At 40.4% G+C, this 26,669-nt stretch carries 18 protein-coding genes, 1 other RNA gene and 1 pseudogene; 15 read left to right on the plus strand and 5 right to left on the minus strand.

Going from position 1 to position 26,669, the window contains the following annotated elements:
• Window positions 1-52: 52 nt before the first annotated feature.
• Window positions 53-1,318 (minus strand): annotated as a pseudogene (locus LMH66_RS10340) (3'-5' exonuclease); the annotation flags it as partial.
• Window positions 1,319-1,682: 364 nt separating this feature from the next.
• Here LMH66_RS10340 and dinG point away from each other — a divergent pair.
• From dinG to LMH66_RS10370, 6 genes are read left to right on the plus strand one after another with little or no spacing between them, the layout of a single operon-like run.
• Entirely contained in the window at window positions 1,683-3,758 is a 2,076-nt protein-coding gene (dinG, locus tag LMH66_RS10345) for an ATP-dependent DNA helicase DinG (protein ID WP_229369848.1), read from the plus strand.
• An 8-nt stretch (window positions 3,759-3,766) separates the two neighbouring features.
• Window positions 3,767-4,540: a sulfite exporter TauE/SafE family protein gene (locus tag LMH66_RS10350; RefSeq protein WP_102528597.1), complete on the plus strand. Its 774-nt coding sequence runs from the start codon at window positions 3,767-3,769 to the stop codon at window positions 4,538-4,540.
• A complete protein-coding gene (locus LMH66_RS10355; protein WP_102528598.1) occupies window positions 4,537-5,202 on the plus strand; it encodes a primosomal replication protein in 666 nt (221 codons plus the stop codon). Before LMH66_RS10350 ends, LMH66_RS10355 begins: the two co-directional genes overlap by 4 nt.
• Window positions 5,203-5,211: 9 nt before the next feature.
• A complete protein-coding gene (locus LMH66_RS10360) occupies window positions 5,212-5,919 on the plus strand; it encodes a DUF2057 domain-containing protein (RefSeq protein WP_229369849.1) in 708 nt (235 codons plus the stop codon).
• Window positions 5,920-5,952: 33 nt separating this feature from the next.
• Window positions 5,953-6,858, plus strand: a complete 906-nt coding sequence (locus tag LMH66_RS10365; protein ID WP_229369851.1) for a histone deacetylase — start codon at window positions 5,953-5,955, stop codon at window positions 6,856-6,858.
• Window positions 6,859-6,895: 37 nt separating this feature from the next.
• Entirely contained in the window at window positions 6,896-7,228 is a 333-nt protein-coding gene (locus LMH66_RS10370) for a late competence development ComFB family protein (protein WP_102528601.1), read from the plus strand.
• A gap of 135 nt (window positions 7,229-7,363) precedes the next feature.
• Here LMH66_RS10370 and ffs read toward each other — a convergent pair.
• Window positions 7,364-7,460, minus strand: an RNA gene (gene ffs / locus LMH66_RS10375) — signal recognition particle sRNA small type.
• 696 nt (window positions 7,461-8,156) lie between these two features.
• Here ffs and LMH66_RS10380 point away from each other — a divergent pair.
• The 9 genes from LMH66_RS10380 to panP all read left to right on the plus strand — a co-directional run bounded on the left by LMH66_RS10380 (window position 8,157) and on the right by panP (window position 22,253).
• On the plus strand, window positions 8,157-10,289 hold the full coding sequence (locus LMH66_RS10380; RefSeq protein ID WP_229369853.1) for an OmcA/MtrC family decaheme c-type cytochrome: 2,133 nt from the start codon (window positions 8,157-8,159) through the stop codon (window positions 10,287-10,289).
• Between the two features lie 281 nt (window positions 10,290-10,570).
• Window positions 10,571-12,550 (plus strand): OmcA/MtrC family decaheme c-type cytochrome, encoded by a 1,980-nt coding sequence (locus LMH66_RS10385; RefSeq protein WP_324295172.1) that lies wholly within the window; start codon window positions 10,571-10,573, stop codon window positions 12,548-12,550.
• Between the two features lie 136 nt (window positions 12,551-12,686).
• Complete coding sequence (locus LMH66_RS10390) at window positions 12,687-13,622, plus strand: DmsE family decaheme c-type cytochrome (RefSeq protein ID WP_371996804.1); 936 nt, start codon at window positions 12,687-12,689, stop codon at window positions 13,620-13,622.
• A 12-nt stretch (window positions 13,623-13,634) separates the two neighbouring features.
• Window positions 13,635-15,722, plus strand: a complete 2,088-nt coding sequence (locus LMH66_RS10395) for an MtrB/PioB family decaheme-associated outer membrane protein (protein ID WP_229369862.1) — start codon at window positions 13,635-13,637, stop codon at window positions 15,720-15,722.
• Between the two features lie 182 nt (window positions 15,723-15,904).
• A complete protein-coding gene (locus LMH66_RS10400; protein WP_229369864.1) occupies window positions 15,905-16,483 on the plus strand; it encodes a hypothetical protein in 579 nt (192 codons plus the stop codon).
• Between the two features lie 25 nt (window positions 16,484-16,508).
• Entirely contained in the window at window positions 16,509-17,660 is a 1,152-nt protein-coding gene (locus LMH66_RS10405; protein ID WP_229369865.1) for a sugar diacid recognition domain-containing protein, read from the plus strand.
• 213 nt (window positions 17,661-17,873) lie between these two features.
• The gene (locus LMH66_RS10410) at window positions 17,874-19,232 is read left to right on the plus strand and encodes a GntP family permease (RefSeq protein WP_229369867.1); all 1,359 of its coding nucleotides are present in this window, start codon (window positions 17,874-17,876) and stop codon (window positions 19,230-19,232) included.
• A 66-nt stretch (window positions 19,233-19,298) separates the two neighbouring features.
• Window positions 19,299-20,474: a glycerate kinase gene (locus LMH66_RS10415; RefSeq protein WP_229369868.1), complete on the plus strand. Its 1,176-nt coding sequence runs from the start codon at window positions 19,299-19,301 to the stop codon at window positions 20,472-20,474.
• A 129-nt stretch (window positions 20,475-20,603) separates the two neighbouring features.
• Window positions 20,604-22,253: a pyridoxal-dependent aspartate 1-decarboxylase PanP gene (panP, locus tag LMH66_RS10420; protein WP_229369870.1), complete on the plus strand. Its 1,650-nt coding sequence runs from the start codon at window positions 20,604-20,606 to the stop codon at window positions 22,251-22,253.
• 111 nt (window positions 22,254-22,364) lie between these two features.
• Here the strand turns inward: panP and secF are convergent, their stop codons facing one another.
• From secF to LMH66_RS10435, 3 genes are all read right to left on the minus strand, one after another.
• Window positions 22,365-23,297 carry a protein translocase subunit SecF gene (gene secF, locus LMH66_RS10425; RefSeq protein ID WP_102528621.1) on the minus strand — a complete coding sequence of 311 codons (933 nt, stop codon included), beginning with the start codon at window positions 23,295-23,297 and terminating at the stop codon, window positions 22,365-22,367.
• Between the two features lie 8 nt (window positions 23,298-23,305).
• A complete protein-coding gene (gene secD, locus LMH66_RS10430; RefSeq protein ID WP_229369871.1) occupies window positions 23,306-25,096 on the minus strand; it encodes a protein translocase subunit SecD in 1,791 nt (596 codons plus the stop codon).
• 164 nt (window positions 25,097-25,260) lie between these two features.
• Window positions 25,261-25,821: a hypothetical protein gene (locus tag LMH66_RS10435; protein ID WP_229369873.1), complete on the minus strand. Its 561-nt coding sequence runs from the start codon at window positions 25,819-25,821 to the stop codon at window positions 25,261-25,263.
• Between the last annotated feature and the right edge of the window lie 848 nt (window positions 25,822-26,669).

The following is a 26,669-nucleotide window of genomic DNA, read 5'->3' on the forward strand; positions in this document are numbered from 1 at the left end:
ATCTTAAGGGGAGTTTACCCCATATCGGTGTACAGATTCATTAAGCCACAATAATCACATAACCACCTGGTGACTCTAAGCCATGACTTGTTGCTCTTGCAGGGGCAACATAGCCACTTCGATGTAAATGCGGAAGGTAGAGATTATTAAAAGCCGCAACCGATGCTCCAACTCGGCCAAATTCTAATCCCGTCAACTTTGCTCTTTCTAAGGCAAAAGCCAATAATTGTGTTTTTTCAAAAATATCCCAAACCAGTCGGCAATCTGTCAGGTTATAAAAAGCGAGTGCTTTTTTGTCATTAGCAAATAAATGGCAAATCTCTTGCCCTCTGTTTTCAACATGATCAATGGCTTTACCTTCTTCTAATAAATGCTGCGAGACATGTTCGAGTGAATATCGCTCAAATTGATAAAATGCCGCTTTTATCCAGTCAATACCATCCAAAACAACCCTTCCTGGTAAAGACAGCGTTTCTGGTCTGAATTTATCTTCAACTTTCCATGACAATTCTGTACCACCACGACCTATTAACAAAGGAATTCGATGATACTGACAACGCCTATGTAGAAGTGCTAAATCAAAGGTAACCACTGCCCAGCCAATAATAATGTCAGGATCATATTCATTGAACCAATGAATTAACTGATGGATTAATGCCACTTCGTCATCAACCCATTGAATATATTCAACGCTATCATCAGACTCATTAATCTCATAAGCGTCAAAATCAGGTCGACCAAGCATAATGACTTTTTTATATAAGGGGCTTTGATTATCAAGTGCTGATTGAGAGCCATATAATCCAACTGAGTACAACTCTCCAGATGGGCTGCATTCAAAATCCAGTGAAATCATTGATAATGGAATGGCTAAATCTGCCTTTCTTGTTTTGAATGCTGCATAGCATGCTAGTGGGTCATTCGAATGGCTAGCACTTGCAAAAGTAGCCCCCTCAGTCAGTGATAAAGGTGTTTCTGCATTGCTTGAGTCAGCAGAAACAATGAACTCTGCATCTAACGCAATAAATCTCTCAATAAGATAACGTTGCTCTGCCCTTATATCGGCTTCATAGATCTCGATTCCTGCATCATTGGCAATTCTGAGCAATTGCTTCTGTACTGTCGTTGACTTTAAATAGATGCATGAAACAGCTTGATGCTTAAAGTTTTTTAAACTGATAGGCTCAATACGTATACCTGAATTGAAATGACCGAGAATCAATTCACTGTCACTTTGTTTACAAAAACAGATAACTTCAGCTTGTTCTAGTTCAATGAGTGCCGGTCCTGTTTCTGTTTTTATATAATATTGCAGCATTAATCGACCGTGACGATAAGTCGCATGTCTAGTCAGCACCCTTCCTTTAATCGAAAGTAAAGCATCATTGTTAGTGCTAGTGCTAGTGCTAGTGCTAGTATCAGTGCCTATTGAATTTTGTATTGTCATCTACAATGTTGCCCTGAAATCGTCTGTTTATGAATGATTAACCTATCGTTGGGGCAAATAAGTATTTTCAGTTAACTAAATAAACTTATCTTTACCACTAAATTACTTACCTGTGTCGTTAAAGACGCTATAAACGTTCGATTATTTATTCCGAACATTTAAAATCACTGTTATTATGTACAGCATATACCAGCAAATAAAGAATTAGTAAGTAAAGATTACTAATGGGCCATACATGTTAACGGATCATATTAAAACTCAGATCCGCACTATCTATAAAGATATTGCGACTGCGATGCCAAATTTTCGTTCTCGTAGAGAGCAAAACTACATGGTGGCTGAAATATCTAAAACATTAGCTGGTGATTATGATAAACATCGCAGGATCATGGTTTGTGAAGCTGGTACCGGTATTGGTAAATCCCTTTCTTATATCTTAGGTACTATTCCACTTGCATTAGCCAGCAAGAAAAAAGTATGTATTGCTACCGCAACGGTGGCCCTTCAAGAGCAATTATTGCACAAAGACCTACCCTTTTTTTTACAGCAATCAGGTGTCGACTTTAAATTTGGTCTCGTAAAAGGCAGACAGCGCTACGTTTGCCTAGCAAAACTTGCAGCAATGATTGGTCCAGAAGACACATCACAATTAGCAATGTGGCAAACCAAACCTGACCAAAGTCAAATAGACTTACTAAAAGTACTGCATCAAGATTTTCAGGCAGGTAAATGGAATGGCGAAATTGATACTTTAGAGCAACCATTACCAGATTTCTTATGGCAACAAATTTGTTGTGACAAGCACAGCTGCCATCGTCAAATGTCCAGTCACCACAACTGTCCATTTCATAAAGCGCGCGAAGACGTCGAAACTTGGGACGTATTAATTGTAAACCACAGTCTACTATTTGCTGACTTAGAGCTTGGAGGCGGGGTGATTTTACCTGAGCCTGAAGATATGTTTTACGTTATTGATGAAGCCCATCACCTGCCAACCGTTGCCAGAGACTTTTCCAGTGCGCAAGCCACACTAAGAGGAGCCAGTGACTGGTTAGAAAAAGCCTCGAAAACTTGCTCAAAACTGCAAAATCAACTTAAAACGACTCATATCATTGCGCCAGTACAAGCCATGCTTGACCATATTGGCGATTTAGTGACTCAACTTAATCAAGTGGCGCATTTTTGCGATACGCAGCCTAAATTATTTGCTAACCCAGAAACCCGATTACGTTTTGAAAATGGCAAATTACCAGAGTCATTACTAATACAGGCCGAAAATTTAGCGACCACCTCAAATCTAGCCGTCAAACAGTTTAACAAAATTCAATCTGTGCTCAGTGAAGCCATTAAAGATGGTGAATTGCCTAAGCATCAATCTGAAGCCGTTCTCTCAGAAGCGGGATTTATCCTGCAGCGACTTGAGAACTTAAGTAAGCTTTGGAAAATGTTAGCTAAAGAGGATTCGAAAAAAGGTGCTCCGATGGCACGTTGGGCAGAATTAATTACCGGAAAACAACAGGATTACTTATTCTGCGCCTCCCCTATTGAAGTTGGCTTTATGCTTGAACACATGCTGTGGCAAAAAGCAGCGGGGGTCGTCTTATGTAGTGCAACGCTTCGAGCATTAAATAATTTCAATCATTTTGCTCATCAAGTTGGTCTATCCCTTAATGATGGCAGTCGCTTCTTAGCACTACTATCGCCATTTGATTACGAAAATAATGCCACTTTATTTATCCCACAGATGAATAACGAGCCAACAGAAGATGCCTATACTGACGAACTAGCTGAACAAATCATTGCACTAGTTGAAGATGAAATGGCGACATTGGTTTTATTTGCCTCATATTGGCAAATGGAAAAGGTCACAGATCAAGTCAGTGGCAAAATACCTAAAGAGCAACTTTTTGTTCAAGGAACCATGCCAAGACAACAAATATTGCAACAACACAAACTACGCTGCGATGAAGGTAAACCAAGCATAATTTTTGGTACTGGCAGTTTCTCAGAAGGGTTAGATTTACCTGGAGATTATTTAACTAACTTAATCGTGACTAAATTGCCGTTTGCGGTGCCAACCTCACCCGTTGAACAAGCACATGCTGAATACATAAAGAGTAAAGGTGGCAATCCATTCCTGCAGCTAACTATTCCAGATGCTTCACGCAAATTAATCCAGAGTTGTGGTAGATTACTCCGTAAAGAAGATGACTATGGTCGCGTAACCATTTTAGATAGACGTCTTATTACTAAGCGTTATGGCAAATCATTACTTGATGCCCTTCCGCCATTTCGTAAAGTTATAGAATAGGTAATTATTTGGAATTCTTGTTAGATCCAAGCCACTGGGTAATCTTGGCCGTTATTGGTCTTGTGGCCGGTTTTATTGATGCTGTAGTGGGTGGTGGTGGATTATTATCTATTCCTGCATTATTAACAATGGGAATACCGCCCCATTTAGCACTTGGTACCAATAAACTAGCAGCTTGCTTTGGTTCAATGACTGCTGGGTATACTTATTATAAGCAACAGCTTATTAACTTAAGATTTTGGCGAACCGCCTTTATCGCGACTTTTTTCGGTGCAATTTTAGGCAGTATTTTTGTATATCTTATAGATGCTGCTTGGCTCGAGAAAATCTTACCTTTAGTTATTATCAGTATCGCCATCTATACCTTATTTAGCCCCAAAGCAATGGGCGAGAATCTAAAAGCCGCTCCGATGACATCCCCATGCAAACAAAAACAAACTGCTCAAGGTGTACTATTAGGTGGATACGATGGCTTTGCCGGTCCTGGGATTGGTGCATTTTGGACGGTATCAAGCATAAGACTATACAAATTGCCACTACTAAATAGTTGTGCATTAGCGCGTGTAATGACTTCTGTTAGTAATGTCACTGCATTAGTCATCTTCGCTTTACTAGGAGAAGTCGATTGGGTTCTAGGGTTATGGATGGGGGTTTGCATGATGGCAGGCTCGTTCATTGGCGCTAAATCGGCTATTAGATTCGGTATTCCCTTTGTAAAACCTCTGTTTATTATTACTGTTTTATCAATTGCAGCACATCTTGCTTGGACAGCCTGGTTATGAGAAATACCAACCAACTTATTTATCAATTAAAGCAGCAGCTCAGCTCACTTGAACAAGATGCACTGCATCATGATCAACAATTGCCAGCCCAGCAAAAGAAAATGCTGCAAGATATTGAACGTTTTAACTCACAACTATTTATTCAACAAGGAGCACAACTTAGCCCTTGTATTCAGCAACTGAAAAAAGACATTCAACAATTAGAAAAGCAACTTTCTCTTAAACTCGATGTCAAAATAATCGAACTGAGTTGTCAACGTATTCAAGATCGCTTTACCGCATTGCGCCGCGCACTCGTTACAACCAATATCAATGTTAAGACTGCAGAGCAGAAACGTGCCAACAGTCGCGCAAGGTATGCTAAGAAACAACAGCAACAACATTCAGACAGTGGTTTTGGCTGGATAGCCAGTAATGTGATGAAGAATAGCCACCAGATATATCAAGAGTTAAATAAACATTTGAATTGGGCTACAACTTTTGAACAAAAAATTGCAGAAATGGAAACTAAGCTTGCAAACTGCCACAGTACTGACAAAATCATGATACAAAATGAAATACTTTCTCTACATCGTCGATTAGGGAAATGTCGTCAAGCAATCAGTTATATTGAAGAAAGAATTCAAATGTTTGAACGACCGCATCGAAATAACAATCGTTAAGGAGCAACAATGAAATTTACCCTTCCGCTCAGTGCAGCGTTATTAGCTTTAGCGACTTCAACGTCAGCTATGGCGGCTAACCTAACTATCCCAATGTCATTTGAATATCTTGCACTTGACGGTAAAGAAATCGATACCAACATGTTTACTCATAAGACTGACCTTGAACTTGATAACGGCAGCCATAAAATTGCTATTCGCTATCATGATATGGTTGATGATGATTTTAGTGACAGTCAAAGCTTTGTAAAGTCATCACCTTTTATTGTGGCTATCAATGTTGATGGTGATCATGAGTATCAGCTCAAGCCAATTGACGGTGAATTTGTTAAAAAGCCAAAGTCATTTGCTAAAGACCCGCAAATCGTTATTTCTCGTAAAGACAACGGTGTTGTTGATTACAAAGTGACGCAAACTGATTATACAGAAAGTACTTTTATCAGTAATTTGTTTAGCGGTAATAAAGGTGAAGATATTGATACGCTAGCAGCTTCTGCGACTGACAGTAATACGAAAACGCTACCAGTTGCTGCAGTAGCAACAAGTGCAACAGTTACAGCAACGGCCCCTGCGGCTTCAAAACCTGCAGTAAAAGCTGCAACTCCAGCTGCAGGCGAGACAGCAACACACCCAGAACAAATGCTTCAATATTGGTGGTTACAAGCAGATGAAGAAACAAGAAAAGAATTCATGAGCTGGGCAATCAAGCAATTGTAAATTGATTATCAAAATAAGCGTGTAAATTTCACATTGAATATTCCACTTGTTTATCACGCCAGCTATTCTAAGCTGGCGTTACCTTCTACCCACCGATTTCCAACAAGTAAATATCAGTTGCTGCAGCAATACCTGCTGAACAATCAAATAGCTAAACCCTCCGATTTTCATTCACCGGAAATGATTCAAGTTGAAGTACTCAAGCAAGTGCATCAAGACAAGTATGTTGATGATTTCATCGACAACAAACTTGACCTTAAAGTCATGCGCCGAATTGGATTCCCTTGGAGTGAAGCACTATTAAATAGAACCTTACACGCCGTTAGTGGTACAAGCTTATGTGCAAATTTAGCCATCGAACATGGCGTTTCTTTACATCTCAGCGGTGGATACCATCATGCTCACTATGATTTTGGCAGTGGATTTTGCATATTCAATGACTTAATAGTCGCTGCCAATGGCATGATTTCTAATGGTAAAGCGACTAAAGTGCTTATTATTGATTGTGATGTTCATCAAGGAGATGGCACCGCAACCCTATCATCACAATTCGACAATATTATCAGTTGCTCTTTTCATTGCTTAAAAAACTTTCCTTCAAGAAAACCTAATTCAGACCATGACATAGAATTTGATAAAGGAATTGATGACCGCCACTTTCTTCATTCACTCGAACAAGTGGTTCCTTACCTCATCAATATTCACCAGCCAGACCTAATTTTATATGATGCTGGGGTCGATATTCACAGAGATGACGATTTAGGCTATCTCAACATTTCGACAGCAGGTATTTTAGCGCGTGATAAGTTTATATTTAAAACCGCTAAACAAGCTAATATCCCTATTGCAGCAGTCATAGGCGGTGGTTACAGCCGAAATGAAGCCGAATTAACTCATCGTCATAGTCAACTTTTTATTGCAGCCAATTCAATCTGGTAGCAAACTGATATAAAAATTCATTCTCTTGGAGTAAAACATGCAAGTTGATATTCGTAATTACTATGAAGTGCTATTAATGGAAATATTAAGAGATGAAGGTTTATTAGAAGAACTGCCAGAAGAGTATTTAGCAGATCTATGTTGCGTAACCTTAAACCAGCTTCCAGTGCGTTACATCAGGCATTTAGTCGATACGTATTTTTTCGAAGATTACAACGAACTGCAAAGCATGAAAAATGAAATACAACTCGCATTAGAGAAATCTCGTGAATTTTTGAAAGCCAACTTAAAAAGACGTATTGCGGAAGAAGAAGCTGAAGCAAAGGCAAAACTTGAATCGATACCGAGAATTGAAAGTACTGAAAATTAAAAGTACTGAAAATTGAAAGTACTAAAATCAAATAGATCTAAACTGAGAAAATTGAATACAAAAAATTTCTATATAAAATATGTATGAGTAAGACATTAAGAATTTTGATGGTAAAACAAGAAGAATTTGGAGGTTCCCCTAGAGCCACACCCCGGCACACGAGTCACTTGGTGCGGTTGCTCCCTTCCAGGCCTGGCCGAGTTCACAAGTTATCATTGCGGGGGGACCCTAAGGTCACCATAGATTTCACATAAAACCTGTTTTACGTGAACGGCAGGATTATCCCCCACACCTGTGACATGATCAAGTTAAATCGCCATACTTTCATCATCTTTATGTTTGTTTGAACAATGATTACTCAATTGAATGCTTTTTCGTACATTGCCAAAATCAATAAAGCCATTCATAAGTCACTTTTCTCTGCTTTAGATTAATTAGAACAACCTTTAATTTAATCAAAAGCCACTAAAGCCGATCTAGATCACACTTCTTAACAAAAGTGAGATTTTAACGCTAAAAACCACATAAAAAGTCATTCAAATACAAACAAAAGTCACACAATTCACTTATTATTAGTAATGGTAATTTTAGCAGTAAGTAATGTATTGGATGGTACGTTAGTTAATGATTCTATTAATTAAGTTTACTCTAATTAAATAATCCATATAGTTTAGTGAAAAACACTACAGCAACGCTCAAGCAACAATTGCGACGCAAGCGCTTTTCACATTTTACAATTTCAACATTTTAACTTTCAAATTGTAGAATTAAGTAATACCTCTTTCGGAATGGTAAGATCTAAATCACAGTGATTTAAGCCCTAACTAAATAAAATAAAAGAGCTTTACATAGACTTGGATATTATCCATACACTTGATTTTATGATGAAGAATCAAGTTTAAAACAAAATCTCTTGCAGGGAACAATGATGAAAAAATTCAATTTTAATACTACTGCTAAAGCGGTATTTAGTGCTGGGCTTTTAGCCTTCGCGCTAACCGGCTGTGGTAGCGACGGAACTGACGGCGAAGATGGCGAAGATGGCACCGTTGGTAAGCCAATCGGCTCTGTAACCACTCTAACGAGCACGATTACCACTGCTAGTGTTGATGAAAGCCAATTTCTAACTGTTGATTTTAAGCTTGCTGACGCCAATGGCGTAGCTGTAACTGGTTTAACTCAAGCAGATATCGCCACTATTTCTTTTGGCCGCGTCGGTTCTGCTAATGAACCAGGTGAAGACGAAATCGTTAATCCAAGTATTGATAGACAAATCTGGTTAAGCTATTTCAATAAAGATAAAGGCGACGGTTATTTTACTGGATCAAATTACTTTGATGGCAGTAAAAGTGAGTGTGAGGATTGTTTCGTTGATAATAATGATGGCAGTTACTCAATCACAATCGACCAAGCAATTGATACTTTAGAAAAGTATGAATACATGGCTGACGCTACCAATGGCGTTTACATGTCAATCAAGACATCCAACAACAATGCTCAAACTATTGTAGACAATAGTTTTTTCTACTGGGTACCAGCTACTGATGTTGAAGTTGAAAAGCCACTTCAAATTTTAGCAAATTCTGATTGTCAAACTTGTCATAGAGCAGATCAAGCAGGCGAACTCTCTATGCATGGCAGTAAACACGTAACGGAAGAAGCTTGTTCTTTCTGTCATACAGATTATAACAGTTATAGTAAGCAAGACACTGATGCAGATGGAACCCCAATTGGTGATGCTTACGAATATGATGGTTCGATTAAAGGTATGGTTCATAGTATTCATACTACGGCTAACTTCTCAGATGACGGTGTATACCCACAAATGACGTCAAACTGTTTGACTTGTCATAATCCGAATGAAGATTTTAACCTAACTGATAGCTGGAAAGCTGATATTGATACCGCTGCATGTTGGAGCTGTCACAGCCCTAGCCCTGCTGCTGAAGCGGCTGGTGTTCCAAAATCACATAGGCAAGGAAATAATTGTCTAGATTGTCATACAAGTGAAGGCAGTGGTCGCAGTACAGAAGAAGCTCATTATGATTTGAACAGTAACTTCTTAGCAACTGCGCTAAAAGTTGAGTTTTCATCGATGACAGTTGCTGATGATGAATCAGAAATTAAAGTTAATTTCACCGTTAAAAATGGTGATGAATTAGTAGCAATAAATCAAATTGATCCACGCCCTTACCAATACGGTGGCTTTAATAGTGCAATCGTTATCAATGGTGTACTGACTGATGACTTCTTGGTTAATTACCAAAAAGTAGGTTATGACACATTTGCTGAAGAAGCTGATGGCTCAATTACAGCGACTATTAGTGCTGCTGACTTTGAAATCGCGACATTAATAGATGCTGGATCTACTATTGTACTAAGCAGCCAATTACATGTTTGTTCTGGCAAAGGTGTGGTTGAATATTGTGATGCTGATGATTTAGATGCGGGTGACCAAGATGCTCCATACGTAACGTCTGATACTTACTACTTCAATTTAGATGGTAGTTCAGTGGCTGAATCTCCACGTATGCAGCATGCTGAAATGGCTGATTGTCAACAATGTCATACAACGCAAATTACGCATCGTTATACCAATGATATTGATGGTTGTGCATCATGTCATAATGGAACACGTGCAACATCAGGTGGCGAAGCATCTAACTTAGCAACTAAAGTTCATGATAAACATTATGTCTATGACTCAAGTGGATCTTTATTCTTTAAGAAAACTGAGTGTCAAGCTTGTCACGGCGATGATGGTTTCTCTATCCAAGGCATTGCTACTGATGCAGCTCCCGTAGCATTTGGTAAAGATGATGTTGGCCTGTTAGTTGTGTCTCCTCAATCAGCTGCTTGTTTAAGTTGTCACGTACCTCCTTACGGATTAAGTGAATCAACAATTAGCCACATTGAAACTAATGGCGGTGTAGTTGGAACAATCGATAGTCTAGGTGTACCAGAGGCGGATTATGACGCATTAAATGTGATAGAGACTTGCTCTACTTGTCACAATGATAGTCAGATCCTTGAAGCACACTCCGACTGGGGTGGACAGTAAAGGTTAGCTAGCAATACAAAGAGTCGCCACCGTGCGGCTCTTTTTTGCTTTAAGCCAATAAAAACAAGGTTTACTTGAGAAAATGTATACCTCTTTAGAAATAGACTGATCTGCTTCACAGTATCAGTCTAGGTTTAAAGATTTTTCTCTGATTGTGGATTAACCTTGTATTTGATGAATTTAAAACCCAAAAAGCTAAATTGACTCAAGAGACTACGTATCTCGGCAATACAAATAGCCAAGTCAAATTTATGCAATGTCTTATTACGCAGGGACAAATGATGAACAAGAAAAATTCTAAAATAGCACTGATGCTTGTAGCAAGTGCAGTCAGCGTAGCCTTAACAGGCTGTGGCAGTGACGGTGATGATGGTAAAGATGGTAACCCTGGTCTTCCAGGCGGTACTCCAGCTGAAGCAATTGAGCAGCTAAAATTAGAAGTGCTGTCAGTTTCTTACGCTGACAACATCCCTACTGTAAAAGTTTATGCGACTAATGAAGATGATGAAGCAGTAGTCGGCCTTAAAGACTTTTCAATCGAAAATGCAGCTCAGCTTATCCCAGTTGGCGCTAGCGGCGCTGGTAATAGCGCAAACTGGCAGAAACTCGGCTCTACATCGACTTTCGTTGATAACAAAAACGGTAGCTATGAGTTTAGTTTTGACAGTTTCGATACTGATACATTCAACGCTGAATTAACTCAACGCTTCAACATTGTCGCTGAGGCTTCGACGTTACTGGATGGTGTAACGTCTGTCCCTGTCAGCGAAATCGTTGCAGACTTCGACGGTGAAGGCTACCAAGCTCTATACACCAAAAATATCGTTTCTCATGAAGTATGTGCAAGTTGTCACGCTGAAGGTGAAAAGATTTATCACAAAGCAACTACTGTAGAAACTTGTATCACTTGTCACACTCAAGAGTGGGCAGATGGTCGTGGTAAACCTGAAGTTGCTTTTGCTCACTTAGTTCATAACGTTCATAACTCTAATAAAGTTTGGGGTCGTAACGATTACACTGCAGAAACTGCACACGCAATTGTTCAAGACAACTGTCAATCTTGTCACGTTGAGTCAGAAGAACTAACTGAATGGGGCAACTGGACTCGTATTCCAACAATGGAAACCTGTACAAGTTGTCACACTGGCATCGATTTCGTCGCTGGTGAAGGTCACTCTCAACAGTCAGATAACTCAAACTGTATTGCATGTCATAACGCGAGCTGGACTGAAGAAATCCACACTGGTGGTTTCGAACAGAAGAAAGCATTTATCGACATGTATGGTTTAACTTCTACCTTGATGGTTAACTCAGACAAAACAGCCACTATCTCAGTGACGATTACTGATGCTGCTGGCAGCGCTGTTGATGCATCAACATTAGTTAGCAAGATTCAACGTATTGAAACGATCACTAACGTTGGTCCTAACTTCCCAATAATGGGTTACAACGCAAGCCCAGGAAATGGACAAGCAAAAGTTGCTTACGATTTAGTACGTAATGGCGAACTTGGCGAAAACGTTTCTGTTGAAGCTGGTGCACTACAGTACACCTTACCGGTTCTTCCATTTGGAGAATACTCACCTGCTGGCATCCAAGACACAGATACCGCCTTTACCTTTATTGGTTTAGAAATGTGTAACGATGGCACTGCTGCAGTTGATTGTGGCGATGATATCGCAACTACAAGTATGAAAGCTGACTTAGTATTCGGTACGCTTTCAGGTGAAGCAGCTAGTATGCGTCACACTGATTCAGTTGCATTCAATACGTGTGAAAACTGTCACGGCGAAACATTTGAGATACACAAAGGCTACCATGCAGGCTTTATCATGACTGAGCAATTAGGTCGTGAAAATGCAGATGGTGAAGTGATTGTCGGTGTTGATGGTTGTGTGACTTGTCATACTCCAGACGGTACTTACGCTTCAGGTGGAAACCAAGGTGCACTTGAAATGAAACTTCACAGTGTTCATGGTGAGCAAGATATCATCAGTGATTGTACCCAGTGTCATAATGACTTCAATCTTGATGCGTTCAAACTGAAAGGTGCATTAGCGACTTCAGCTGGTGAATACACCACTCCAATCACTGCAACTTGTGCTTCTTGTCATGGTTTTGACGAAATTAAAGCGCATGCTGAAGGCCAAGGTGGCGTTGTGAACGGTACTTACGAAGATGCCAACGCATCTGCTCAAGTCGAGTTCTGTATGGGTTGTCATAAACCTACCATTTTCGATCACACCGCGGTGAACATGTAATTTACTGTTAAGGGAGGAGCTTGCTTCTCCCTTTCATTACATAAATCACATCTACATCATGGATAGATTGGGAAGCCATACAATGAAAATCAAAATGAAACTAAATTCTATAATCCCGACATTTGTAGCAGTTGTTATGCTATCTCTTGGGATGTCTCACTCGGCTTATGCGTCGAAGTGGGATGCTAAAATGACCCCTGACGAAGTTGAAGCTGTTCTAGATAAGAAATTTGAAGAAGGCAGCTACTCTCCTAAAGGTGCCGACTCTTGTCTGATGTGTCACAGACGTTCTGAAAAAGTCATGGATATCTTTAAAGGTGTTCACGGCGCTATTGAATCCTCAAAGAGTCCAATGGCAGGCCTTCAATGTGAAGCATGTCACGGCCCAATGGGTAAACATAACCGTGGTGGTAACGAGCCAGTTATCGCTTTTGGCCCTGATTCTACCCTAGCGCCAGAGAAACAAAACAGTGTTTGTATGGGGTGTCACTTAGACGATGACCGCATGTCTTGGAATACTAGCCATCATGATAATGCCGATGTTGCTTGTGCTTCTTGTCACAGTGTCCATACCGCTAACGACCCTATTCTGTCTAAAAAGACAGAGATGGAAGTGTGTACTAGCTGTCATACAAAACAAAAAACAGACATGAATAAGCGCTCAAGTCATCCAATGCAATGGAATCAAATGACTTGTAGTGATTGTCATAATCCACATGGAAGCATGGCTGATTCAGACTTGGTTAAACCAAGTGTGAACGAGACTTGTTATACATGTCACGCTGAAAAACGTGGACCTAAACTTTGGGAGCACGCACCAGTAACTGAAAACTGTGTAACGTGTCATAACCCACATGGTTCAGTGAATGAAGGAATGCTTAAGACTCGTGCTCCACAACTATGTCAGCAATGTCATGCCAGTGATGGTCATGCAAGCAATGCTTACTTAGGGAACACAGGAATGGGTTCTAATGTTGGTGATAATGCCTTTACTGGTGGACGCAGTTGTTTAAATTGTCATAGCCAAGTACATGGTTCTAACCACCCTTCTGGCAAATTACTTCAGCGTTAAGGATGTACGACTATGAAATTTAAACTGAATATAATCACCTTAGCGTTAGTTGCCAATGCAGGATTTGCAATGGCAGCTGATGGTTACGGTGTAGGCAGTGCCAATACAGACAAAGTCAAATTCGACAAGTGGGTTTGTAAAGGTTGTGCTGTAGAAACTGGCGTAACAGGTAGTGTTGGCGTGGGCGTTGGTTACAACAGCGAAGATGACATTCATTCAGCTAACGGATTTGGCAGCGACAATGAGTTTGCACCTAAGCTAGATGCTGATGTGAATTACATTGGCGAGTCTGGTTACCGTGCAAAAGTTGAAGCGACTGATTTAGGTCTTGATAACGGTCGTTTAGACGTGAATGTCGGTAAGCTTGGTCAGTACAACCTGAACCTAAACTACCGCTCTATTGCAACGTACGACTCAAATAGTGTTGTATCACCGTACAGTGGTATTGGTGGCTCAGACTTAACTTTACCCGATAACTGGCAAACAGCGGGTTCAACTGACGGTATGACTGAGTTATACAGCAGCCTTAACCCATTTGAGCTTTCGCTTAAACGTGAACGTGCAGGTTTGGGTTTTGAATACCAAACAGAATCAATGTTCACCACTTACGTGAATTATCAACGTGAAGAAAAAACCGGTATTAAAACAGCATCAGGTGGCTTCTTCAATCAGTCAATGATGATTGCTGAACCAGTTGATTACACCACTGATACCATTAATGCTGGTATTAAGTTTAGCGGTAAAAATTGGTTTACGAGCTTGAATTACGATGGCTCTATCTTTAAAAATGATAATGCCCAATTAAGTTACGATAATGCCTTTAACCCGACGTTTGGTGCACAAACCCGTGGTTATATGGCACTTGATCCAGACAATGAGTCACATATTGTGTCTCTGCTTGGTCAATATACTGAAAACGGCACAGCAGTCAGTGGTCGCTTGATGTTTGGACAGATGAGTCAAGATCAAGACGTTGTCACTTCAGGTTATGGTTACAGTGTGCCAACAGAATCTGTTGATGCAAAAGTTGACCTAACTGGCATGACGTTAAAAGCCGTGACCCGAATCAATCGCAGTGTGCGCGTATCAGGTAGTTACGACTACTCTGATCGCGAAAACAACACCAATATTGAAGAGTGGACTCAAATCAGCATCAACGATGTAAACGGTCAAGTGGCATACAACACCCCATATGATCAAACAACTCATCGCGCTAAGTTAGCAGCTGATTACCGCATTAGCCGCGGAATGAAACTTGATGGTGGTGTCGATTACAAACGTGATGAACGTAGTTACTCAGAGCGTGAAGTGACCGAAGAAAGCACCCTTTGGGCTCGTTACCGCGTCAACAGTTTTGAAAACTGGGATATGTGGGTAAAAGGGAGTTACGGTAACCGTGACGGTTCTGATTACCAAGCATCTGAGTGGACATCATCTGAAAATAACGACCTATTACGTAAATATTACCTAGCAGATCGTGATCGCAGCATGGTAGAAGCGCGCGTAAGCCATACCCCTATTGAAGCATTAACTGTTGATTTAGGCGTGCGCTATGCACTAGATGACTATACAGATACTGAAATTGGCTTAACTGAGTCAAAAGACACCAGTTACGATATCAATGTAAACTACATGTTCAATAAAGATGTCATGTTGAATGCGTTCTATAACCACCAGGTTATTGAATCACAACAATCAGGTAGCAGCACTTTCTCAGGTCCAAATTGGCAAGCTGATATCGAAGACACTATTGATGTAGTAGGCGCTAACTTAAGTTATAACAACTTAATGGATAGCCGCTTACGTTTAGGTTTAGATTACACCTATTCAGAATCTGACAGTAACACTCAAGTTCGCCAAGGCGTTACGGGTGATTACGGTGATTACTTTGCCAAAGTACATAATGTTAATTTATATGGTCAATACCAAGCCACTGAAAAAATGGCTGTACGTTTAGATTATAAAATTGAAAAGTACTTAGACAATGATGCAGCAAATGATATCGCGCCTGATAATATTTGGAATGTCATGACCTTTGGCAGCAATAGCCATGATTATACTGCTCACATGATAATGCTAAGCGTTAACTACAAGTTATAAGCAACGCATTAATTGATTAAAAGCCTGCATTTTTGCAGGCTTTTTTGTTGTAAAACACTTTCTATTTGTGCCCTCTTTCGCAAATACCAACAAATAACTCGATATTGCTAAATTAACAAAAGCTATTCTAAGCGATGTCTATTAAAATTTATTTTTAAGTGACTTAGTAGACTCAAGATATCATGCAAAAAAAACACCTTATTCTATCAGGCTTAGCAGGTTCTTTATTGGCTATGCCAGCCTATGCTTCAACCACATCAATGGCAAATGACAGTATTCTCATTTTGATTGCCTTAATGGCTTTCTCATTTATTAATGCCATCGTACAAGCCTGTTGTTACTTCTCTGGTCAATATGTGCAATCTTCATTTAGTCAAAAACATGTCACAGTTTCGTTATTGTTTCCACTTGCTGCCCTTATAGGCTTTGTAAGCCAGTACGAATCATTTGCACAATTTGTACTGTATTTGGGCGCGGTTGTGCTGTCTATTGGTACTGCACTTATCCCTGTGCCATTAACGAATAAGAAGTCCCCATCGCGTCTCTCGACGTTAATTTTACTGACTGGGGCCATTGTCATATTACCCTTGAGCATTATCGTCGCACCTATCAGCATTTTTTCTATTGCTTTGTGTCATATTGGGCTTAAACAAACTGACATACCGCCTTTCGCTAAGTTCGCGACTGTATTGACTTTATTAACCAGTTACGGTTTATTGTTTTACTGGCTTTATCAATTAATAACTCAGGTAATGAGTTAATTTTGCAACTTCTCTGAGTGGACATATGTATGTAATTGACAGTGCAATCGCCAACAGGATTGTAGACAGAACAATGAAAATTATTGGGCATAATATCAATGTGATGAATGCCCAAGGCGTTATTTTAGGTTCTGGCTCTAATGAGCGAATAGGCTCAATACATGAAGGTGCATTACTGGCAATTAGTCAAAACCGAAATGTTGAAATTAATCAAGATATTGCCCCAAGCTTACACGGGGTAAAGTCAGGGCTGAATTTACCTCTGCACTATCAAGGTCAGATAGTGGGTGTCATTGGCATTACAGGTCAGCCTTGTGAATTAGCCCAATATGGCGAGTTATTAAAAATGACCGCTGAAATGATTGTTGAACAAGCTAACTTGCAAGATCAATTACAATGGCAAAATAGACAGAAAGAAGAGTTCATTCTTCAACTGATCCGAGATGAAGATAAAGATGTCGATCAATTAACTCATTGGGGACATCAGTTAGGCATAGATATTACCGTTGAGCGTGTTGTCGCCATTATTGAAATAGAATCGGTCAAGCAGCAACAAGTTCACAATAATCAAGCGTTGAAACAAATCGTCCACTTACTGCAGCACCCAGATCGTAATAACCTGATTGCGATGACATCACTTAATCAGCTGGTCATTCTAAAACCCGCATACCTTAATGGTAAACAATGGGATCCGGAACTTGAGAGCCATCGAATAGATAAGCTGTTAAAGCGTATTCCTGCCAATATGGAATTAAACCTCAATATTTCACTTGGCCACTTTTTTATCGGTATTGAAGGTATTGCAAAATCGTATCGTACCGCGAAAGAGACCTTGGCTATTGGTAAAAGCTTAAACCCTGAATCCAGTAAGTATTTATATGAAGACTATGCCCTTCAAGTGATATTTACCGGCTTAAAACAACATTGGCGCGGTGATGCCTTGTCTGCACCTTATTTAAAATTAGTTGAAGCAGACAAAAATGGTGTACTTCAAAAAACACTATCTGTTTATATTCAGCATATTGGCGATAATAAACAGTGTGCAGAAGTGCTGTTTATTCATCGCAATACGCTCCGCTATCGATTAGATAAAATTCAGCAAATCACCGGAACAAATTTGCAAGAATTCCACCACTTACTTAATTTGTACCTTGGTCAAATCATGCATCAAGCTTAACGGCAGCAAAGTTAACACGTTAGCTTATTTCGTCAGTAAAACAGTCCAGTCCTTTTATTAACCATCTACATGTCAAAAATATATGCATATGCACATATTTAAATCTTTATATCCATAAAAATCTGTTCAATTGAACAAAGCATATATTGTGCAACTTTTTAATAATACGCATACAAAAACAACTATCTTTATACCCTGACCAGAGACGTTATCATGAGCATGATCTTGATATTAATTGGCGTAATTGCATTTATCGTTATTGCGACTTCAAAATTTAAGCTACACCCCTTTTTGACATTAATTTTGGCTTCTTTTTTAGCCGCATTTGCCTATGGCTTACCTAGTGCCGACATTGCTAAAACCATTACCAGTGGCTTTGGCGGTATTTTAGGTTACATAGGGCTTGTTATTGTACTCGGTACCATCATAGGCACGATTTTGGAAAAAAGCGGTGCCGCTATCACCATGGCCGATGTAGTCATTAAAGTGCTGGGTAAACGTTTCCCAACGCTCACCATGTCCATAATCGGTTACATCGTCTCTATTCCTGTATTTTGTGATTCAGGTTTTGTCATTTTGAACTCGTTAAAACAGTCAATGGCAAATCGAATGAAAGTTTCTAGCGTCTCGATGAGTGTTGCTCTTGCAACGGGTTTATACGCAACCCATACTTTTGTGCCACCCACACCTGGTCCTATTGCTGCGGCCGGTAACCTAGGCCTTGAAAATCAATTAGGCTTAGTCATTGCTATTGGTGTATTTATCGCTGCAATAGCCGCGCTTGCTGGCACATTATGGGCAAATCGTTTTGCCAATGAGCAACCTGATGGTGAAGGCGCTGAAGAGCTCAATAATAAAGTTGAAGATTATGAAACCTTAAAGCAAAGCTACGGTGCACTACCTAGCCCAACAAAAGCTTTCGCACCAATCTTTGTACCAATATTGTTGATTTGCTTAGGCTCTATAGCCAACTTCCCTTCTGCGCCACTGGGTAAAGAAGTCATATTTGATACCTTGATGTTTTTAGGTCAACCCGTTAACGCCTTAATGATTGGTCTGTTACTCGTCATTCCTTTGTTAAAAAGCGCTGACAAAATTAAAGAGTTCAGCGAACGTATTAGCCAAGGCTTAATTGTTGCCGCGCCTATTTTATTAATCACTGGTGCAGGCGGCGCATTCGGTGCTGTTCTCAAAGCTACTGAAATCGGTACTTTCCTTGGAAGTAGCTTGTCGGCATTAGGTGTCGGGATATTTATGCCGTTCATTGTGGCTGCAGCATTAAAATCAGCACAAGGTTCGTCAACGGTTGCATTAGTGGCTACATCAGCTTTAGTTGCGCCACTGCTGGGTGATATTGGTCTTGCAAGTGATATGGGACGTGTATTAACCGTTATGGCCATTGGCGCGGGTGCTATGACCGTATCACACGCTAATGACAGCTTCTTCTGGGTGGTTACCCAGTTTAGTCGCATGAGCGTTAAACAAGCATATCGTGCGCAAACCATGGCAACACTGGTTCAAGGTGTGACAGCCATGACACTGGTTTACCTTTTAAGCTTAGTTTTGCTTTAACCCGCTATTGTTATCCATTGTAGCCACCCTTAAGTAGGTGGCTCTTTTAAACCCAAGAGAGATAATATGAAAATAGTCATTGCCCCTGATTCGTTTAAAGAAAGCCTGAGTGCATTAGGTGTTGCTAATGCTATTGAAGAAGGCTTTAAACGCATTTTCCCTAACGCTGAATATTGCAAAGTTCCCATGGCCGATGGCGGTGAAGGCACAGTTCAAGCCATGGTTGATGCCACTGGCGGCAAAATGCAAATGCTTCAAGTCACAGGGCCTGATGGACAACCAGTTAACGCACATTATGGCATTTTGGGTGCAAACAATAATGACTCAGGCACTAGCACTGGCTCTGGCACAGCTGTTATTGAAATGGCTGAAGCATCCGGTTTACATCACATTGAAAGAGATAGAAGAAACCCTATGCTGACCACCAGCTTTGGAACTGGGGAACTTATTCGTGATGCACTAGATAAAGGCATAAATCACATAATTCTAGGCTTGGGGGGGAGTGCGACAAACGATGGCGGCGCGGGAATGGCGCAAGCTTTAGGCTTTAAACTGCTTACAGCAAACGGGAGCGCTATTGGCCATGGCGCTGCAGGACTCAGCCAGCTAGCTGAGATTGATAGTTCATCTGCACACCCACTCATTGCTGATTGCAAAATCGAAGTGGCTTGTGATGTAGATAATCCTTTATGTGGTCCTAATGGTGCCTCTGCAATATTTGGCCCGCAAAAAGGCGCAACAGCAGAAATGGTCACTGAGCTTGATAATATTCTCAGCCACTTTGCCAATGTTATTAATCGCACCCTACCTGAAAATTCCGATAACGACATTGCACTTTTCCCTGGTGCTGGCGCTGCTGGCGGCATGGGCTTTGGTGTTATGGCATTACTTAATGCACAACTTCAGCCGGGAGTTGAAATTGTCATAGAAACAGTGAAATTAGCCGACATAATGCAAGGCGCCAATATTGTCATCACTGGTGAAGGCCGTATGGATAGTCAAACCTTAAGTGGAAAAACCCCCATGGGCGTAATGCAACAAGCCTTAAAACAAGATATCCCTGTGATTGGCATTGCGGGTTGTTTAGGTTCTGGAGCAGAAAAAATACTGCAACAAGGAATGACAGCAATTTTTCCTATTATTCCATCGTTAGCTCCGCTCGATGATATTTTAAGCAATGCACACGAAAACCTGGTTCAAACAGCTCAAAATGTCGCCGCTACACTTAAACTATCAATATAAAAACGCTCGTTTAACTCAAAAACTTGCTGAGCAATAATCCATGAAGTAAAGTTAGCCCTCATAATTGCCAAGAAACCACTTTCATTTTAGTGGTACTTGGCTGAAAAATAAAAATGATGGCACGAAGACATGACCGCAAAAAATTACCGACAAGCCCAAGCATCTGAAGCAAGCCTTCTACGTATATTTACCATTCCAGAAGATGCGGAATCAACACTAAGTATCATTGAGCAAAAGCTTTCTGAAGACTTAGCGGGCTTTTTAGGTAAAAGTATTGCCGCGCTTGAAAAGCCATTGTCATTAATCGAAAAAGATTTTCGAGCCTACCAAATTCCTGATTCACCCAGATTTGTTTCAGACTATACCGATGAAATAATGAAGAATTTAGTGGCCCATTCGGTACACACTTCAGCACCGAGCTTTATCGGTCATATGACATCTGCTCTGCCGTATTTTGTATTGCCACTGTCTAAAATGATGGTTGGGTTAAATCAAAACCTCGTTAAAATTGAAACCTCTAAAGCTTTCACCCCACTTGAGCGCCAAGTGCTGGGGATGATGCATCATTTGATTTTTGATCAGGCTGACAGTTTTTACGACCAATGGATGCATAGCGCTAATTACTCCCTTGGCGCATTTTGCTCCGGCGGCACCGTGGCAAATATCACCGCTTTATGGATTGCTAGAAATCAATTATTAAAAGCAGACGGCACCACCTTCAAAGGAGTTAATCGTGAAGGACTCCCGCGTGCATTAAAGCATTATGGCTATGATGATTTAGCCATATTAGTGTCTGAACGAGGTCATTACTCAATAGGCAAAACTGCTGACTTATTGGGGATTGGCCGCGACAACATTGTCAGTATCCCAACCAATGCCAACAACAAAGTTGATGTTGAACAAATGCGCCAAACGGCTGCGAATCTCGCCAAAGTAAACATCAAAGTGATGGCGATTGTCGGCGTTGCTGGCACAACAGAAACAGGCAATATTGACCCATTATCTGAACTAGCTCAATTAGCATCAGAATTACAATGTCACTTCCATGTTGATGCAGCTTGGGGCGGCGCAAGTTTATTATCAGATAAATACCGTTACTTGCTTAAAGGCATTGAACTGGCTGACTCAGTGACCATTGATGCCCATAAACAAATGTATGTACCGATGGGCGCTGGAATGGTGTTGTTTAAAGACCCTGAGCTTGCCCATGCCATAGCACACCATGCTGAATATATACTCCGCGTTGGTTCTAAAGATTTAGGGAGCCAAACATTAGAAGGCTCTAGACCAGGCATGGCAATGTTAGTACATGCTTGTTTACAGATCATCGGTAGTGAAGGTTATGAGATTCTGATTAATAACAGCCTTGAAAAAGCGCGCTACTTTGCACAAGAAATTAACCAGCACCAAGAATTCGAATTGATAACCGAACCAGAGCTGTGCATTTTGACCTATCGCTATGTACCACAAGCTGTGCAATCCTTTATGGAACAAGCTTTACGTAATAATGATATTGCGAGTGTTAAACTGTGCAATAAATTGCTCGATGGTTTAACTCAGTTCATTCAAAAACATCAACGTGAACAAGGAAAGTCTTTCGTTTCACGTACGCGTATAAAGCCAGCGAAATATCAGCGACAAGCAACGACGGTTTTTAGAGTGGTATTAGCTAACCCGCTGACCACTGATGAAATATTAAATGACGTACTGCAGGAACAAACTGAAATAGCTAAGCTTGATAGCCATTATTTACCGCAATTACTCGCAATGACTGAATAAGCTTCAATTTAATTTACCAATAAAAAACCAGCCTTGTGGCTGGTTTTTTTATTGCTACAAAGCCTTATTGACACAAACCTCATTGACACAAACTTAATTGATGCAATTTCATTAAGAATACGTTTCTTCAATATCGATAGGCTGAGGAATGTAATCGGCAGCTTTTAGGCCAAACAATTGCGGTAAAGTCACCCCTAGCGCAATTGATGAACAAGTTCCGCATATGATGCCAACGAATAACGCGATTGAGAAACCTTGTAAACTAGCACCTGCCAATAACCACAAACTTGAAACCGTCACTAATGTCGTACCTGAAGTAACTAACGTGCGCGAAAAGGTCGCTTTAACCGCCTCGTTAATAATCTCGTTGGTGTCACCTTTTGGTCTCATCCGCATGATTTCTCTGACTCGATCAGCAATGATGATTGAGTCATTGAGCGAATAACCTAATACTGCTAATAACGCCGCTAAAACCGTTAAATTAAATTCTAGCTGTAAGACTGCAAATACCCCTAGAACGATAATGATATCCGTCATCAAAGCAAGTAAAGCACCAGATGCTAAACGCCAATCAAAACGCATACTTAAGTACACCATGATCATCACTAAACAAACCAGTACTGCAAGCCCGCCTTGTTCGACCATTTCATTACCGACTTGCGGCCCTACAATACTGTGACTGATAAGTGTTACCTGCTCGCTTATCTGAGCAAGTGCATCCGTTATTCCGACATCACCAGCCATTTCATCACTATAACGCAGTATCCATTGACCTTCTTCTGACGCCTTAATCACTTGCACGTCTTGGGCTAAAACATTATCCACATGCTGATTTAATTCAGTAAGTTCTATGCTTGAGTCAAGTGTGACCTCAGTTACCACGCCACCGGTGAAATCTAAGCCCCAGTTAAAACCTTTAATTCCAATCATCAAGACTGAAACCAATAAAGCACATACTGAAAATCCAGTTAATAAAAACCTAAGGCGAGTTAATCCACTTTGCGAAGGATTATTATCAAATTGGCCTTTGAAAAAACGTGTCATTATATTGTTCATATTTTTACCATACGACGCTTATCACGTCCCCATACTAAATTGATGATGGCTCTTGAAAGAAAAATGCCGGTAAACATGCTGGTTAACAGTCCAAGCCCTAGTGTTAAAGCAAAGCCTTGAATGGGCCCATTACCAATGGAATAAAGCGCAATTGCGACGATCATGGTTGTCAGGTTAGCATCGAAAATAGATGAAAATGCACTATCAAACCCACTATTAATTGACTGCGCAAAACTATTACCGAGTTTCATTTTGTCTCTTATTCTCTCGAATATAAGCACGTTAGTATCAACGGCCATACCAACAGTAAGTACTAACCCAGCGATGCCAGGCATAGTCAGTACAGCACCTGGGATTAACGCTATAAGACCCACTAGCATCACAAGGTTGATACACAAGGCTGAATTGGCAACCCAACCTAAGCGTCGATACCAAAAGGCAATAAATGTCAGTGTTAAACCGAGCCCCAATGCCAACGCAGCAAAACCATTTTTAACGTTATCAGCACCAAGACTTGGGCCAATGGTCCGTTCTTCAACGATGGTGACTGGTGCGGTCAATGAACCCGCGCTCAATAGCATGGCTAACTCTTGAGACTCAGCAAGGCTACCACTGCCTGTTATCCTAAAACGATTCCCTAATTGCGATGTAATCGTCGCAACACTAATAACGGAGCTTTGTTCTACACTTGCGCCATCTCTACCTTGCGTAAATTCGTTATAAACCGTTGCCATAGGATTACCGACATTATCGCGAGAAAACTGTGATATCTTGCGGCCGCCCGCTGAGTCGAGAGTCAGGTTAACCTCTGGCATTCCCATTTCACCAAGGCTAGCTCTGGCATCAATAATGTGCTCGCCGCCGAGAATAGCCCTTCTATTAAGCGATATAGCTTGACCATTTTCATCATCCACTGACATCGCCATTGGTGAACGTGGCTCAACAAGTTCATGAAATGAGAGTGATGCTGTTGCGCCAATTACGTTTTTAGCTGTAGCGGGATCTTGTACCCCTGGCAGTTCAATTCTGATCCTTGACTGCCCCTGCCTTTGAACAGAAGCCTCAGTTATGCCCAAGTGTTCTATTCGGCTACGCATAATTTGCAAGTTCTGTTGTACCGTCGTGGCTCTCAATGCATCCCGCGCTTCTTCTGTTTGAGTCATCACGAGCACGTTGCCATTTACCGAGCGTTGCCACTGGGGAAACTCTTCCCTTGCCGCAGCTACACCAGCTTGTAAGTCATCACTATTACGAAAGTTAAGTTGTACCTTCCCATCGATATGCCTACCCTGTGAACCTCTGACCAATTGACGAAATTCATCAATCACCATTTGCCTATGGGCTTGATAAACAGGTTCCATATCCACATCTAACAAGAATTGCACTCCGCCTCGTAAATCTAAGCCCAATTTAATCGGGGCAAAACCAAGCTCAGTTAACCAATTAGGCGCGTCTGATTCCATGGCTAAAGCCACGAGAACATCGTCAGTTAAATAAGATTCAATCGTTGATTTAGCAGCAGCTTGTTGACTGGCATCGCTAAGCACAACGGTGACTTTATCTTCAGTTTGAGAAACAAGACTTGTCGAAATACCCGCTTTATCAAGCTGTTTAACTAACTGTTTTATTTCCACCTGATGATCGCGATCATTGATATGTAGCGCAGCATTTTCACCAAATATTGACGGCAATGCGCTGAGAAACATCACAGCAATAGTAAAAAGCAGGACAATGTACTTCCAACTCGCATAGCGATTAATTGGATTTTGTGGTGTTTTTTTATTCACGTTTATATTCTCTGTTAAGAATTAACCGTGCACTTGATAGCTTTCAATTCCAGTGCTAATACCTTGGCTAGCTAGATAAAATAGCCAAGATTTAGGCACAGGTACAAGCACACTAAAATACGCCGAATACTCGGCAATAATATATTTGTTAAAACGACAGAGATTTAGCTGTAGCGGAGGTGATGATGACTGTAGAGACTATTACCGTCCTTCCAGCCTGACAGGCGAGAAACAGTACTAGAAAGCTGGCTTGTCCAATGATAAGTAAACTTGGGTCTATCTATAGGTGTAATAAAACGATTAAAAATCACTGGTTCAAAAAAAGCAATTTGAAGAAAATAATTAGGCTTAACGCCTGCTCCAGCGCGATTATCGCTACTGACAACTCGTCTAACATCATTAAAGAAGTCAACACTAGCTAATTGGCTAATAAGGGGTTGCTCTTTCTCTGGTGTTAAATTTTTATGCCTTAAATCCGCACTAACAAGCATAGAGATGAAATCTTGGCCATCAGATAAACTAGGTTGTAGGTATGACAGAGAAGATACTGAATGACTCACGCGTAAACTATTAGCGGGAGCTCCACTCCCCTCTTGTACACAAACGGCTATTTCAGTTGAGGAAATGTTTCTTTGGTCATCATTTAGCTGCACTTGACCAACCGCTGAGAAAGTACTCAACGATAGTAGCAACAATAAAATGATTTTTAGACGCTGAAACAACAAGGTATTTCCCTAAACTTTAAATATGAAAAGGAATTATATGTTGAAATAGATTAATGCTCATAGTGTTAAATTATTTGTTTCACACTCGATAACAGCCAAACCTGACATAAGCATTAAAAATCATAACCTTAGTAAAACATTAATAATAATTTAGAACAGCCAAAGACTTGAAAGCAAATAAACCATTACTTTGCAGTAATGAGTTCTTCTATATATATAGCGGAGAGTTAGAGATTTGAGTCCTACATTGATGCCTACAAACCAATACTTTACTATTTTTGAATTTCTAGATAGTAAAAAGCCCGCAGTTTTTAAGTAGCGAACTTTTCTAAAGATGGCCGAGAGATAGCATATTTTTGAAAGAGTAATCCTACATTGATGCCTACAAACCTATGTTGTTCTATTTAATAAATTCTAGATAGCAAAAAGCCCGCTATAAAATAGCGGGCTTCTTTCAATATACTGAAGAGATAAGGACTTGAACCCTACATTGGTGTTTACAAACTTATGTTTAATTATAAATACACAAGAATGAAAAAAGGCTCATCATTTCTGATGAGCTTTTCGTCTTAAATATGGCGCAGATACGGATTTAAACCCTACATAGATGCGCTACAAACCTGTGATGTTTTATTTTCTAAATTTAAAAAAGCAAAAAGCCCACTATAAAATAGCGGGCTTCTTTAAATATGGCGGAGAGATAGGGATTTGAAGCCTACATTGATGAGCTACAAACCTATGTTTAATTATAATTATACAAGAATGAAAAAAGGCTCATCATTTCTGATGAGCCTTTCGTCTTAAATATGGCGCAGATACGGATTTAAACCCTACATAGATGCGCTACA

The organism is Shewanella sp. 10N.7 (genome assembly GCF_020806285.1).
In the GTDB taxonomy this organism is placed as follows: domain Bacteria; phylum Pseudomonadota; class Gammaproteobacteria; order Enterobacterales; family Shewanellaceae; genus Shewanella; species Shewanella electrodiphila.

What these genes read in the sequence shown, in the direction of transcription:
- dinG (WP_229369848.1), top strand. Translation starts at nt 1,683, where the DNA reads ATGTTAACGGATCATATTAAAACTCAGATCCGCACTATCTATAAAGAT.
- LMH66_RS10355 (WP_102528598.1), top strand. Translation starts at nt 4,537, where the DNA reads ATGAGAAATACCAACCAACTTATTTATCAATTAAAGCAGCAGCTCAGC.
- LMH66_RS10360 (WP_229369849.1), top strand. Translation starts at nt 5,212, where the DNA reads ATGAAATTTACCCTTCCGCTCAGTGCAGCGTTATTAGCTTTAGCGACT.
- LMH66_RS10370 (WP_102528601.1), top strand. Translation starts at nt 6,896, where the DNA reads ATGCAAGTTGATATTCGTAATTACTATGAAGTGCTATTAATGGAAATA.
- LMH66_RS10380 (WP_229369853.1), top strand. Translation starts at nt 8,157, where the DNA reads ATGAAAAAATTCAATTTTAATACTACTGCTAAAGCGGTATTTAGTGCT.
- LMH66_RS10385 (WP_324295172.1), top strand. Translation starts at nt 10,571, where the DNA reads ATGAACAAGAAAAATTCTAAAATAGCACTGATGCTTGTAGCAAGTGCA.
- LMH66_RS10390 (WP_371996804.1), top strand. Translation starts at nt 12,687, where the DNA reads ATGCTATCTCTTGGGATGTCTCACTCGGCTTATGCGTCGAAGTGGGAT.
- LMH66_RS10395 (WP_229369862.1), top strand. Translation starts at nt 13,635, where the DNA reads ATGAAATTTAAACTGAATATAATCACCTTAGCGTTAGTTGCCAATGCA.
- LMH66_RS10400 (WP_229369864.1), top strand. Translation starts at nt 15,905, where the DNA reads ATGCAAAAAAAACACCTTATTCTATCAGGCTTAGCAGGTTCTTTATTG.
- LMH66_RS10405 (WP_229369865.1), top strand. Translation starts at nt 16,509, where the DNA reads ATGTATGTAATTGACAGTGCAATCGCCAACAGGATTGTAGACAGAACA.
- LMH66_RS10410 (WP_229369867.1), top strand. Translation starts at nt 17,874, where the DNA reads ATGAGCATGATCTTGATATTAATTGGCGTAATTGCATTTATCGTTATT.
- LMH66_RS10415 (WP_229369868.1), top strand. Translation starts at nt 19,299, where the DNA reads ATGAAAATAGTCATTGCCCCTGATTCGTTTAAAGAAAGCCTGAGTGCA.
- panP (WP_229369870.1), top strand. Translation starts at nt 20,604, where the DNA reads ATGACCGCAAAAAATTACCGACAAGCCCAAGCATCTGAAGCAAGCCTT.
- secF (WP_102528621.1), bottom strand. Translation starts at nt 23,297, where the DNA reads ATGACACGTTTTTTCAAAGGCCAATTTGATAATAATCCTTCGCAAAGT.